We start from the raw sequence: 13,213 nt of genomic DNA, 5'->3' as shown, positions 1-13,213 counted from the left end.
TTAACATAATCATACTATCGTTTACTATTTTTTCAGGAAAGCTCTCTTCAATTATGAAGAGAGCTCGTCATATTGTTCTTTTGAGAGAAGAACTTCTCTCGGTTTACTTCCTTCATATGGGCCTACCACGCCCCGCTCTTCCATTGCGTCAATGAGACGTGCCGCCCGGGTATAACCGATGCGGAATCTTCTTTGCAGCATAGAAACAGAAGCCGTCTGCATGCCGATAATCAATTCAACTGCTTCATCATACAGATCATCTTCCACAGCCGCAAGCTGATCCTGCGTTTCTTCGCTCGGAATCATTTCCTCTTGGTATTGAGCTTTTTGCTGTGTGATCACGTGATCCACAACATGCTCCACTTCTTCATCTGATAAAAAGGCGCCTTGCACACGAACCGGCTTGTTTGCACCAACAGGTAAAAACAGCATGTCCCCTCTGCCCAGAAGCTTTTCTGCGCCTCCCATATCAAGGATCGTCCTTGAATCGGTTTGAGAGGATACGCTAAAGGCAATGCGGGACGGGATGTTGGCCTTAATGACACCTGTAATGACATCGACAGAAGGTCTTTGTGTGGCGATAATCAAATGAATTCCCGCAGCACGAGCCATTTGAGAAAGTCTTGTAATGGAATCCTCCACATCAGAGGAAGCGACCATCATTAAATCTGCAAGCTCGTCTACTATGACAACAATATAAGGAAGCTCTGGCTGTTTAGCATCTTCTGTTTGATTCATCCGTTTAATGTAATCATTGTATCCTTCAATATTTCTTGTCCCCGTATGCGAAAACAATTCATAGCGGCGTTCCATTTCGCTGACTACTTTTTTCAGTGCCTGCGATGCTTTCTTAGGGTCTGTTACGACAGGAGCCAAAAGGTGCGGAATACCGTTATACACATTTAATTCAACCATTTTCGGATCAATCATCATCATTTTCACTTCATGAGGCTTCGCTCTCATGAGAATGCTTGTGATAATACCATTGATACACACACTTTTTCCGCTTCCAGTCGAACCTGCTACAAGCAAATGCGGCATTTTGTTCATTTCAGCAAGCACGGCTTCACCCGAGATATTACGGCCGAGTCCAATGAGGAGCTTGGCATTTGGACGGTCATTTTGCTTCGATTCTAATACCTCTTTTAATGAAACCATAGCAATTTCTGCATTCGGAACTTCGATGCCGATGGCTGATTTGCCAGGAATCGGAGCCTCAATTCGAATATCCTTTGCTGCAAGGGCAAGGGCTAAATCATCACTTAGATTGACGATTTTGCTGACCTTCACGCCAACATCTGGATATACTTCATATTTGGTCACAGCTGGACCTAAATGAACCTGTGTGACTTTTGCTTTCACACCAAAGCTTTGAAATGTTTTTTCAAGCTTTCTGGCATTTTCATAAATATTTTTCTTATCTGTTTGCTGACCTGAATGCTGGGGCTCTGCCAAAATATCAAGTGACGGCAATTCGTAATCTTTGTTTTCAAGTTCTGTAAATGTCATCGGCGGTGCCTCTTTTGGTTCATCGGCTGTATCTGATTGAACTGGTGCACTTTGCACAGAGTCCTGAAGAGGCGCTGTCTCTTTTGCCGCCTGCTTTTTTTGAACCGTCGGGGTGAGAATGTCATCTCTATCTGCAAAGCTTGAAATAATCGGCTGGCTATTATCAGAAGACGGTGTTTCCTCTTCGATCAAGATCAGATCATCCTCGTCTTCTTCTTGAATGCGTGAACGTTTTTTCTTTTCACCTGTTTTCTGAGAGGACGCGCTCTTTTTCGCCTGCCTGATTCCTTTCATATCTTCAACAAACGCTTTCCACTGCTTCACCATAAATTGTGATAGAGGAATCGTCACTTTTTTCACCATTTCCTGAAGGGATCGGTTTGTAATCAGGACAATTCCAATCAGCATCAGAACAATCGCCATGATTTGCGAGCCTGCTTGTGCAAATAAGAAATAAGAAGCAGCAAACAAGACGGCGCCGATCATGCCGCCCCCTAAATCAGGCGATCCTGTTTCACCTTTCATATCCATCAAGAAAAGCTCAAATGTATTTCTAATCACACTTTGAGAGCCAATGACACCAGCAGATGAAAGATGCTGAAAGAGCTTCACATGTGACAAAAGCAAGATGCTCGCAATGATGCAGTAGAGACCTGCTTTTCTTCTTGTTAAAATATCTGGGATTTGTTTTTTCCAGAAAATCGTCACACCAAAAAGAAATAATCCGATAAGGCAGAGAATGAACCATTCACCTGCAAAGAATCGGAATAGATGTACAAAGGTTTGTCCAACAACGCCCAGCTGTAAAATGGCAATGATCGCTATGGCAATACAGACTAACCCATTTAATTCATATTTCAGTTTTAGCTGTTTATTTTGTTTTTTTCTCGTTTTCCGTTTTCTCTTTTTAGCCATACTCATCACCTTACTACGAAAGAAAATATAACCTACCGAAAGATCAGAAAGAAAGCAGCCTGGTTTTGGCTGCATCTTGTTGTAAGTTTTCCCTTTATTATAGCATAGAATCATTCATATGAGTCGGTTTGATTGGTGCCTAAATGTAACTTCAATCGCTTGCCTGGTGCAAGCTCTTGATTGAGAAAATCCATTGGATTGGTGCTCATGACTTGAACGATTTCTGCTTCATCTTCTTTCATTTCAACCATCACTGGCACACCTTGAATGTTTACCTGCTGGAGTTTGCGTTCTCCCTGTTCCTCAGCGTAAATGGCTTCATATGGCATAGGCGTATATAAAATCATTGGATCAGCCCCTCGTTTTGAGATGCCCTGTCTCCGATAAGTTCGTTCAACTTTTTAATCGCTTGTCCTACACCGCCCACTTCATTCATGAGTCCGTATTCTGCTGCCTCATGACCAACGACATTTGTTCCGATGTCTCTCGTCAAATTGCCTTTTGAGAACATAAGCTCTTTAAACTTCTCTTCTGTAATGTTGGAGTGGCTTGTGACAAAGTTAATGACTCTTTCCTGCATTTTATCTAAGTATTCAAAGGTTTGCGGAACGCCAATCACAAGACCTGTTAAACGCACAGGATGAATGGTCATCGTAGCTGTTTCTGCAATATACGAATAGTCACACGATACAGCAATCGGGACACCTATGGAGTGGCCGCCGCCAAGCACAATCGAGACAGTTGGCTTTGATAAAGAAGCAAGCATTTCTGCAATCGCAAGTCCCGCTTCAACATCTCCTCCTACTGTATTTAAGATGATCAGAAGACCTTCTATTTTAGGGTTTTGTTCAACGGCTACGATTTGTGGAATGACATGTTCGTATTTGGTTGTTTTATTTTGCGGTGGAAGCTGCATATGGCCTTCAATTTGTCCAATAATGGTGAGGCAATGGATATTTGTATCTTGCGGCAGCTGCGGAACGGCTGTTTCACCAAGCTGCTGTATTTTGCTCATAATACTGTCTTTTTCTTCTGGCTTTCGCTCAGGCTGCTGTTCATTCTTTTCGTCCATTTGTCTCCATCCTTTCCTCAAACTCTTCTCCTATTATGAACAAATAGGGCATATTCCATCCGCATTCCTCATGCCACATCAAAAAAGCCCAAAGAGCTTATACTCCTTGGGCTTAGCGTGTAGACAAACCCTCGCATTCGCCCGCAGTCCTACGCTTCGGTGCTCACGAATGTCAAATTCGCTCCGCTCCGGTGCTCGTCCTTTCTAGACTGCAAAGGTTTTCTATCACGCTAAAAAGAAGACAAAGTGCTAAAATGAAGTTCATTTTAGCACTTTGTCAACAATCTAAAGCCCAAAGAGCTTATACTCTTTGGGCTTTTCTCATCACACTTCCATAATAATTGGAATGATCATCGGCTTACGTTTTGTTTTTTCATATAGGAATTGATTTAGCACATCGCGCATGGATTGTTTCAATGTTGACCATTCAACAATTGAGTTTTCCGTTTGCTCTTTGACAATCCCTTTGACCATTTCTGTTGCTTTCACAATCAGCTCTTCGGATTCTCTTACATAGACAAATCCTCTTGTGATGATTTCAGGTCCAGAAATTAATTGTTTCTTTTGCTTATCGAGCGTAATGACAACAATCAAGATGCCGTCTTGAGACAATAGACGTCTATCGCGTAACACGATGTTTCCGATATCACCAACGCCAAGACCATCGATCAAAATGTTTCCTTGGTGAACTTTTTCACCGATTTTGACATTCTGTCCTCTAAACTCAACAACATCGCCTTTATCAATCAAGAAAATGTCACTGCGTTTCATGCCTACTTCTTCAGCAATACGAGAATGTGCTTTTTGCATACGATATTCGCCATTCACCGGAATTAAATACTTCGGTTTTAGTAAGTTCAGCATTAGCTTTAACTCTTCTTGGCAGCCATGTCCAGATACATGTACACGTTTTTGCGCAAAAATGACTTGTGCTCCGCTTCTTGTAAGGAAATCCACTGTTTTAGAATATGTGAGTTCTTGTCCAGGAAGAGGTGTAGATGCAATCACAACTGTATCATCTTTTTCAATATGAAGCTGTTTGTGATTTTGCTTCGCCATTTTTGTTAAAGCAGCAAGCGGCTCTCCGTGGCTTCCAGCGGTCAGAATAACTACGTCGTTTTTCGCCATTTTCTTCACTTCTTGAACGGGTACAAATAATTCTTCGTCTGCTGTAACATAACCAAGCTTGATCGCCAGCTGTAGGGTTGTCATCATATTTTTCCCTGCAACTGCAAGCTTACGGCCATTTTGATTTGTTGCATTAATGATTTGCTGCACGCGGTTAATATTAGATGAAGACACAGCAACAATCACACGATTTTCAGCATTGTACATCGCATTTGAGATTTCGTCTTGGACGAGCGCCTCAGAAGGTGTATAGCCTGGTTTTTCAGCATTTGCACTGTCTGAAAGTAGTGCTAAAACGCCGTTGTTCCCAATTTTCGCAATCTCTCCGATGTCACAGGCTTGGTTAAGCGCTGGGGTTTGATCAAATTTAAAATCACCTGTGCATACGATTGAACCAAGAGAGGTTTTGAAGCTGATCCCAACTGAATCAGGAATGCTGTGATTCGTTCTAAAGAACGATACTTTTGTTGTTTCAAAAGTAATGACTGATTTTGCATGTACCTCACGCAAATCAGCTTTTTGATTGAAGCCATACTGCTTTAATTTTTCTCGAAGTAACGCAAGGGTCAGCTTCGTTCCGTAGACTGGTACAGACAATTTGCTCAAGCAATGGAATACGCCTCCGATTGCTTCATCATGTCCGTGGGTAAGAAAAATTGCTTTCACCCGATCAGCACGCTCTGTTAAATAAGAGATATCAGGAATGACGACGTCAATGCCCAGCATTTCATTTTCTGGATGCATTAAACCTGCATCTACTACATATATGTCCGAATCAATCTCAATGACATATAGGTTTTTTCCGATTTCTCCAACGCCTCCGAGTGCAATAATTCTTACGTTCTCTGTATTTTTCTTTTTCAAAATTCTTATCCTCCTAGTCTCAAGCCCGTCCATCATCGCTTAATGCTATTATAACTGAATCTAATTTTAGAAAACAAGATGAAGTCACATTTTAAGAAAGTGTTTATGTATAAAAAACGGTCATACTCAGGGACATCTGAGAATGACCGCTTACGAAATCTTTTGTTTTGATCAGCTGTTTAAAACGCTGCTTAAATCCAGTCTCTCTTCTTCTGACAAAGGCAAAAGCGGAAGACGAACAGATCCGACGTCTAGTCCTTTCAGCTGAAGGGCTGTTTTGACAGGCGTTGGATTTGGTGCTGAGAAAAGCTGTTTCATGATTGGAAGCAGCTTTTGATGGATCAATGCTGCATTCGCTGTTTGGCCTGAAGCATAGCTTTTCAGCATTTGCTGCATATCCAGTCCTACGATATGAGACGCAACCGAGACAACTCCTTTTGCACCAACAGATACAGCTGGAAGTGTTAAGCTGTCGTCCCCTGAATATACGTCGAAATCTTCTGGCGTCTCTGCAATGATTTTTGTCATAGCATCAAGATCGCCGCTTGCTTCTTTAATGGCAACAATGTTAGGTATTTGCGCAAGCTTAATCGTTGTTTCTGGTGCTAATGAAGCTGCCGTTCTTCCTGGTACATTGTAAAGCATGACAGGAAGAGATGTAGACTCGGCAATGGCTTTAAAGTGTGCATACATGCCTTCCTGTGATGGCTTGTTGTAATAAGGTACGACAAGCATCACTGCATCAACGCCCGCTTCTTCTGCTTTTTTCGTTAGTTTGATAGACGCATTTGTATTATTACTGCCTGTTCCTGCAATGATTTTACAACGACCATTTGCTAATTTGACCGATTGCTGAAAAAGAGCGACTTTTTCTTCATTCGATAAAGTTGGCGATTCGCCTGTTGTCCCTGCAACGACTAAGGAGTCACTGCCGTTTTTTAACAAGTAATCAATGAGAATTGATAGCTTTTGGAAATCGATGTTGCCCTTTTTATCAAAAGGTGTAATCATAGCTGTTGCGATATTTCCGAAATTCATTTTTTTCACCTCATCATGATTCAATCACATTTATCTTGAAAGTTCAAACACTTCATGCAGGGCATTGACAGCCGCTCTCATGTTTTCTTCGTTCACTAACACCCAAATGGTCGTATGACTGTCAGCCGATTGTAAAATCGGAATGTTTTGCTCGGATAGAGCCGTTACAATTTTCGATGTGACACCTGGTACACCCATAATGCCTGCGCCAACAGCTGATACTTTCGCACAATTTGTTGTCACAATTGGTGTATAGCCAAGTTCTTTTAGGATCGACGTTGCCTTTTCAGTCATTGCACCTGTCACTGTATACACAATTTCACTCGGTGTGATGTTGAAGAAGTCGACACTGATTTGTGCGTTTGCCATTGCTTTGAAGACCTCTGTTTGTACGCTGTACTGACCTTCTTTTGCAGGGACTTTGATTTGTGTCACATCATTGACATGTGCAATACCCGTAATGAGGCGGTCATACACATCATGGCTCATTTTATCGGAGTAATGTGATGTAACGAGTGTGCCCTCATCATCAGAGTATGTTGAACGCACCCTCATTGGTACTTTTGCCTGCATCGCAATTTCAACAGCTCGCGGGTGAATGACTTTTGCCCCTTGATATGCGAGGTTGCAAATTTCCGTATATGTCACGACTCTCAGCGGTTTTGCATTTTCAACAATGCGGGGATCTGCTGTCATAACGCCTTCTACATCTGTAAAAATATCAATAAAGTCTGCCTGCAATGCAGCGCCTAAAGCTGCTGCGGACGTATCACTGCCACCTCGTCCGATTGTTGTCACGTCTCCATTTTTCGCGGCTCCCTGGAACCCAGCGACAACGACAACATCATGTTCAGACAGTGCTGCTTCCAGACGTTCGCACTTCATGTCAATAATTTTCGCACTTGTATGCTCCTTATCTGTCACAAAGCCCGCCTGAGCTCCAGTCATCGCTACAGCCTTTAGACCGTTTTCATTCAGCATACTTGAAAACACAACAGCTGAGATATTCTCCCCGCAGGAAACAAGTAAGTCTTTTTCTCTGTTTGTCATATGCTGCGCGCTGCCGTAAAGCAGACCGAGCAGCGTATCTGTCGCATAGGGATCGCCTTTTCGTCCCATTGCAGAAACGACAACAACCGACTTATAGCCTTTCTCTTTTGCAGATAAGATATGTGCAAGTGCCCTTTTTCTACCTTGATCATCTTTGACAGATGTACCGCCAAATTTTTGGACAATTATTTTCACTGTTTTCACTCCAAGTTCATTCTGACGTAACAGAAGAGAGCAGGCGAAAGATGCCTAACTCTCTTCTGTTCGTCCTCATCATCCATTGAATGTTAAACTAATTTTAATGCTTTTAAGCTTTCTGCAATTTGAACTGAGTTCCATGCAGCGCCTTTAAGCAGGTTATCAGATACAATCCACATATGGAACCCGTTTGGACGGTCCAAATCTTTCCGAATGCGGCCGACAAATACGTCGTTTTTCCCAACAGCATCTGCAGGCATTGGATAAATTTGCTGAGACGGATCATCTTGCAGCGTAATTCCTGGTGCATCTTTTAGAATTGATTTGAGGTCTTCCACTGTTGCATCATTTGATTCTAGTTCGACGTAGACAGATTCTGAATGACCTGTTTCAATTGGAAGCCTTACGCATGTTGCCGCTACTTCCAGCTCAGGCATATGCATGATTTTTTTCGTTTCATTGATCATTTTCATTTCTTCGAATGTATAACCGTTGTCTTGGAATTTATCAATTTGCGGGATCGCATTAAATGCAATTTGATAAGGCATGACTTCTGGTGTTACATCCTCTTTATTTAAAATGGCTTGTGATTGGCTGTATAGTTCGTCAATGGCTTCATGTCCCGCACCTGATACTGCTTGATACGTAGAGACAATGACTTTTTTCATTCCATATGCCTGACGAAGCGGTTCTAATGCCGCTACCATTTGAATCGTTGAACAGTTAGGGTTTGCAATGATCCCTTGATGATCATGCAAATCTTTTTCGTTTACCTCTGGTACGACAAGAGGGATGTTTTCGTCCATACGAAAAGCACTTGTGTTGTCAACAACAATCGCACCTCGTTTGACTGCTTCAGGAGCCAGCGCTTTAGAAACATTTCCTCCAGCACTGAATAATGCGATGTTCACTCCTTCAAAGCTTTCAGGTGTTGCTTCCTGAACAGTGTACTCTTGACCTCTGAATGTCACTTTTGTTCCAGCAGAACGTTTTGAGGATAGTAGAGTAAGTGTATCCATTTCAAAATCTCTGTCAGCTAGTGTTTTTAACATTTGTTGACCGACAGCTCCAGTCGCTCCAACTACAGCTACATGCAATCCTCTTCCCATCAGTAAAACTCCTTCCGACCCATCCATGATTCTTTTCTTTCGGATGGCCATCCTATGACTTTTTACATTTTATTTTACCATAGAAAAGCAAGGCTTGAAGCATCTTTTTTGAATCTTTCTTGATTTTCTAGTGAATCTATTATTCGTTTGGTCCAATTAAAATTGGTTGAATTTGTCTATGCTGGAGTGCCTCTTCTACTGTTTGAGATAGCAGATCCATGTTCGCGACCATAGAGGTCGGTTTTTTGAATGGATCATCCTGACCAAACGGAATAAAGAAAATATTCTTTGTCGACATCAGCCTCATCAGATTTGTACCATTTAAACCTAACGCATCATTTGTTGAGATACCTAAAACGACAGGTCGATGATTCCGTATGGTTGCTTTAGCAGCCATTAAAACAGGACTGTCTGTCATGGCATTTGCAAATTTCGCCATCGAGTTACCAGTTAGAGGAGCAATAACCATACAATCAAGCGGCAGCTTAGGCCCGAGCGGCTCTGCTTTCACGATTGAGTCAATCGCTTGAAAACCAGTCAGCTTCTCAATCCGGTCGATCCACTCGGCTCCATCTCCAAATCTCGTATTCGTGCTCTGCACCGTGTACGACACCACTGGACGCACCTCTGCCCCTTCTTTTACAAGCGCTTCGATTTGCGGAAAAACAGCTTCATACGTACAGTGGGAACCTGTTAAACCAAAGCCGATTCTTTTCCCTTTTAATGTTGTCATGATTCCATCCCCCTTTTTTCCTCCGCAAGTTCACATAAAAGCCCGGAAAGCACTTTTGCAATGATTTGTCCTGCTGTTTTTGGTGCAACAATCCCCGGGAGTCCTGGTGCAAGAAGTGCCTTCACTCCGTGCTTTTGTGCAAAGTCAAAGTCTGTTCCGCCTGGGCGTGAGGCGATATCCAAAATGAGTGTCTTTGGTGTCATGCTGACGATGACAGATGAATCTAATACAAGACTTGGAATGGTATTGATGATAATATCAACATCCGTTACTTCCTCTTTTAACTGGTCCATTGAAAATGGATTAAGCCCCATCTCAAATGCCCGCGCTAAATGTGCTGTGTCTGCCGCCCCTACTTTTACGTCTGCCCCTAGTGCCCGAAATGTGCGGGCAATGGTGAGTCCTGTTCTTCCAAGTCCGAGAACAGCGACATGAGACCCGTGAATCGTATAGTCCGTTTGCTGAATGGCCATCATGATAATTCCTTCAACTGTTGGAATAGAGTTATATATGGCAATATCATCTCGCTCAAACAGCTTCACAAGCTTCCGGTTCACCTGCTTTGCCAGATTGTCTAAGTACGTATTTGAAATACCTGAGTACAAGATACAATGGGCAGGGGTTCTTTCTAAATATTTAGCTTCCAGCAAGACCTGCTCGTTTGAAAAAACGGTAGCAACAGCGCCTTCATCCGTTGTCCCAGATACTGGCAGGATCATACTGTCTACTTGTTCGAATGGAAGTTCAGACATTTTCAGCTTTTCAGCACCGATAAATCCATGATCCAGCTGGTCAAATCCAACCAAAAATACTTTGGCATGCTGCTGTGACAACTTGCGAATAATTTCAAGCTGCCTTGCATCTCCCCCGATCACCGCAACCGTTAAACCGCTCAACATACTGACCGTTCACCTTCTTTATTTAAAAAAGTCTGTAATATTTTCTGAATCTCCCTTTCAGCATATGAGGAGAGGATTCAGCCTGTGAACGAATCAGAGAGAGAAAAGAAAAAGAGCACCCATTATTATGGGTGCTCTTTTTCTCCGTGCGGCTGAAGTTCTTCAGGCACATCGAGAATGATCATATCTGATCCTATTTTTTGAATGTGATTCCACGGGACGCGGATGTCATTTCCTTGTTTTCGAAAGCCAAACCACTTCACGGAAGGTATAATGAGTGCTGTAATTTGACCGTCCTGTTCATTGATTTCAAGGTCGGTTTGTCCAAGCACGCCAAGCCGCTCCGCTCTTTTAATATCGACGATCTCTTTTCCTGACAGTTCACTCAGCCTCAAAATCGCATCACTTCCCTTCCGTATCATATATGCAGCAAAAGGAAGAAATAGACCATCCTGCTCTTTTCAAGTTATGTATGATGTGAGTTGGTATACCAAACAGGCTTAAGTTGATGAAAGCAATTATGATCTTTTAGCATTCTCTCCACTCGTTTCACCATGTCTTTTACATGTCCCGGATCATAGGAAAGCGTCCAGATGATAGATGAAAAGCAGCTCATTGCTGTATAGATGGAAAAAAGAAGCCAAAAATCGTTTGTAGACTGCGTACTCACGTATTGATCCAGTTGTCCAGCTGAGAACGGAATGCTGCTTTCTCGACTAAATAAGGACAATTTATAAAAGTCATGAACCGGGTCGCCCCAGTCGGATTGATCGAAATCAATCACACCGGCATATTGATTACCTTGTATGATGATATTCCCTAAATGAAAATCATCATGCTGGAACTGGTTAGGCCTCTCTTTTACCGCATCAACATTCGACTTGATAAAATCTAATACAAACTGATCATTGGAAAACGTCACGCCACTTGATTGATAGGCATGTACATACCGTTCATGTTTTGCCATGACTTTCTCATCCCACGGACGAACATGAGAAGGTGCACGGCATGTATGCATCAAACTTAGCTCTCTCGCTGCCCGCCTCCCGATTTCATACTGCTCTTCATTTGTAAGTAGATGGATGGAGTCTCTAGCATTCTCGCCTTCGATAAAGGAGAAAATACGATAGGTACAGTTTAGTTCAGCACTCATTCCAATCTCAATCACTTCAGAACAAAGAATCCCTCGATCTTTTAACTTCCGCTGAAATGATGCTTTTCTTTTATAGCGCGAATACGTTTGAATGTCTGATAACTTAAGCACCAGCTTTTCACTAGATGATATTGTAACCAAAAAGGTGCGATCTCCCGAAAAACCAGATGTCATGGCTTGGAAAGAAGCTTGTGTCAGAAGTGGAGAGAGCTGTTTCAGCTTTTCATGTTCCATGAAAGCAGAACCCCTTTCTTCTTTACCTACAATAAAACGGCAGACTTTTTTGAGTCTGCCGTGTTGTTTACATTATGATGGCTGATCACCCGTCGGACTAATAAGCGAGAGCGCATAATCTTCTGTAAAGATGCGTTTAGATAAGTTATTCACGCCGTCTAATGTGACGCTGTTGATTTCATCAATAATTTCATCGAGTGTCCGATGTTTGCCAAGGAGCAGTTCATTTTTACCGTTTCGGCTCATTTTGCTGTTTGTGCTTTCAAGGCTGAGCATAAGGTTGCCTTTCATTTGCTCCTTAGAGTTCTCTAGTTCTTTCTGCGTGATTCCCTCACGCTTTAAGACGTCTAATGTTTGTAAGATGGTCTCAGAGAGCAGGTTTAGCTGCTTCGCTCCAGTCCCGCCGTAAATCGTCAGCATTCCATTATCTGCAAATGAACTGTGATAGCTGAAGACGGAATAAGCAAGTCCTTTGTCCTCTCTTACATCTTGGAATAATCGGCTGCTCATGCTTCCGCCAAGAACATTATTTAAGACGATTAAGTCATAGATGCCCTTATCTCCAGCTGGAAGGCCATTAAAGCCCAGGCATAGGTGCGCTTGTTCCGTTTCCTTTTTGCGTGTGAGCTTGTCATAATGAAATGCTGGAGCTTCTACAGGCTGCTTCTTCCCTTTTCCTTCATAAGAACCGAACAGCTTTTCAACTTCACGAATAAAGGTCTCATCTACGTTCCCTGCAACAGAGATCACGACGCGGTCCGGTGTGTAGAATTCATCCATATATTTTCTAAGTGAATCTCCGTTAAAGGTAGAGAGTGTTTCCTCTGTTCCTAAAATCGGATATCCTAATGAATGATCACCATAAATGGCTTTGCTTAATAAATCATGAACGATGTCATCAGGAGTATCCTCATACATTTTAATTTCTTCGTACACCACATTTTTTTCTTTTTTCAGCTCTTCTTCATCAAAAGCTGAGTGAAAGAACATGTCGCTTAATACATCGAGGGCGTAGCCAGCATGTGAATCAAGCACCTTCGCATAGTAGCAAGTGTATTCTTTTGATGTAAAGGCATTCACTTGACCACCAATGCGGTCAAAGGATTCTGCGATATCACGTGCAGATCTTGTCTTTGTCCCTTTAAAAAACATATGCTCTAAAAAGTGTGAGATCCCATTAATTTCAGGTGTCTCATGTCTAGAGCCTGTTCCAATCCAGACGCCAATTGCGACAGACCTTACAGTGGGATTGTTTTCGAGTACAATTCTTACTCCGTTTTGGCATGTATACGTTTTGACCAAGTTTTGCTC

Annotated in this window: 12 protein-coding genes; all 12 read right to left on the bottom strand. The window is 42.4% G+C overall.

Features of this window, described 5'->3' with window-relative positions; translation table 11 throughout:
• Nucleotides 1–51 precede the first annotated feature (51 nt).
• Nucleotides 52–2,424, bottom strand: coding sequence for a DNA translocase FtsK (locus NSQ34_RS08140; RefSeq protein ID WP_141545648.1), 2,373 nt, complete (start codon nucleotides 2,422–2,424; stop codon nucleotides 52–54).
• Nucleotides 2,425–2,534: 110 nt separating this feature from the next.
• On the bottom strand, nucleotides 2,535–2,771 hold the full coding sequence (locus NSQ34_RS08135; protein ID WP_008344712.1) for a YlzJ-like family protein: 237 nt from the start codon (nucleotides 2,769–2,771) through the stop codon (nucleotides 2,535–2,537).
• Nucleotides 2,768–3,496 (bottom strand): ClpP family protease, encoded by a 729-nt coding sequence (locus NSQ34_RS08130; protein WP_024424124.1) that lies wholly within the window; start codon nucleotides 3,494–3,496, stop codon nucleotides 2,768–2,770. Before NSQ34_RS08130 ends, NSQ34_RS08135 begins: the two co-directional genes overlap by 4 nt.
• 324 nt (nucleotides 3,497–3,820) lie before the next feature.
• Nucleotides 3,821–5,488 (bottom strand): ribonuclease J2, encoded by a 1,668-nt coding sequence (gene rnjB / locus NSQ34_RS08125; RefSeq protein WP_012010007.1) that lies wholly within the window; start codon nucleotides 5,486–5,488, stop codon nucleotides 3,821–3,823.
• A gap of 171 nt (nucleotides 5,489–5,659) precedes the next feature.
• Nucleotides 5,660–6,526, bottom strand: a complete 867-nt coding sequence (gene dapA, locus NSQ34_RS08120) for a 4-hydroxy-tetrahydrodipicolinate synthase (protein WP_024427012.1) — start codon at nucleotides 6,524–6,526, stop codon at nucleotides 5,660–5,662.
• 30 nt (nucleotides 6,527–6,556) lie between these two features.
• Nucleotides 6,557–7,771 carry an aspartate kinase gene (gene dapG / locus NSQ34_RS08115; protein WP_024427011.1) on the bottom strand — a complete coding sequence of 405 codons (1,215 nt, stop codon included), beginning with the start codon at nucleotides 7,769–7,771 and terminating at the stop codon, nucleotides 6,557–6,559.
• 92 nt (nucleotides 7,772–7,863) lie between these two features.
• Nucleotides 7,864–8,883: an aspartate-semialdehyde dehydrogenase gene (gene asd / locus NSQ34_RS08110; protein WP_024427010.1), complete on the bottom strand. Its 1,020-nt coding sequence runs from the start codon at nucleotides 8,881–8,883 to the stop codon at nucleotides 7,864–7,866.
• A 139-nt stretch (nucleotides 8,884–9,022) separates the two neighbouring features.
• Entirely contained in the window at nucleotides 9,023–9,616 is a 594-nt protein-coding gene (gene dpaB / locus NSQ34_RS08105; RefSeq protein ID WP_025092602.1) for a dipicolinate synthase subunit B, read from the bottom strand.
• Nucleotides 9,613–10,515, bottom strand: a complete 903-nt coding sequence (gene dpaA / locus NSQ34_RS08100) for a dipicolinic acid synthetase subunit A (protein WP_024424129.1) — start codon at nucleotides 10,513–10,515, stop codon at nucleotides 9,613–9,615. The genes dpaB and dpaA overlap by 4 nt, the downstream gene beginning before the upstream one ends.
• Before the next feature lie 125 nt (nucleotides 10,516–10,640).
• Nucleotides 10,641–10,910 carry a YlmC/YmxH family sporulation protein gene (locus NSQ34_RS08095; RefSeq protein WP_073205208.1) on the bottom strand — a complete coding sequence of 90 codons (270 nt, stop codon included), beginning with the start codon at nucleotides 10,908–10,910 and terminating at the stop codon, nucleotides 10,641–10,643.
• A gap of 71 nt (nucleotides 10,911–10,981) precedes the next feature.
• Entirely contained in the window at nucleotides 10,982–11,902 is a 921-nt protein-coding gene (locus NSQ34_RS08090) for an aminoglycoside phosphotransferase family protein (RefSeq protein ID WP_034623581.1), read from the bottom strand.
• Nucleotides 11,903–11,974: 72 nt separating this feature from the next.
• Nucleotides 11,975–13,204: a pitrilysin family protein gene (locus NSQ34_RS08085; RefSeq protein ID WP_025092599.1), complete on the bottom strand. Its 1,230-nt coding sequence runs from the start codon at nucleotides 13,202–13,204 to the stop codon at nucleotides 11,975–11,977.
• Nucleotides 13,205–13,213: the final 9 nt, after the last annotated feature.

The sequence above is a fragment of the Bacillus sp. FSL P2-0069 genome, assembly GCF_038593315.1.
Taxonomy (GTDB): Bacteria; Bacillota; Bacilli; order Bacillales; family Bacillaceae; genus Bacillus; species Bacillus safensis.
This window is presented reverse-complemented; position numbering and strand designations above follow the sequence as displayed.

Bases quoted from the DNA above. Each gene is read 5' to 3' on its own strand.
- NSQ34_RS08140 (WP_141545648.1), bottom strand. From the start codon at position 2,424: ATGGCTAAAAAGAGAAAACGGAAAACGAGAAAAAAACAAAATAAACAG.
- NSQ34_RS08135 (WP_008344712.1), bottom strand. From the start codon at position 2,771: ATGATTTTATATACGCCTATGCCATATGAAGCCATTTACGCTGAGGAA.
- NSQ34_RS08130 (WP_024424124.1), bottom strand. From the start codon at position 3,496: ATGGACGAAAAGAATGAACAGCAGCCTGAGCGAAAGCCAGAAGAAAAA.
- dapA (WP_024427012.1), bottom strand. From the start codon at position 6,526: ATGAATTTCGGAAATATCGCAACAGCTATGATTACACCTTTTGATAAA.
- asd (WP_024427010.1), bottom strand. From the start codon at position 8,883: ATGGGAAGAGGATTGCATGTAGCTGTAGTTGGAGCGACTGGAGCTGTC.
- dpaB (WP_025092602.1), bottom strand. From the start codon at position 9,616: ATGACAACATTAAAAGGGAAAAGAATCGGCTTTGGTTTAACAGGTTCC.
- dpaA (WP_024424129.1), bottom strand. From the start codon at position 10,515: ATGTTGAGCGGTTTAACGGTTGCGGTGATCGGGGGAGATGCAAGGCAG.
- NSQ34_RS08090 (WP_034623581.1), bottom strand. From the start codon at position 11,902: ATGGAACATGAAAAGCTGAAACAGCTCTCTCCACTTCTGACACAAGCT.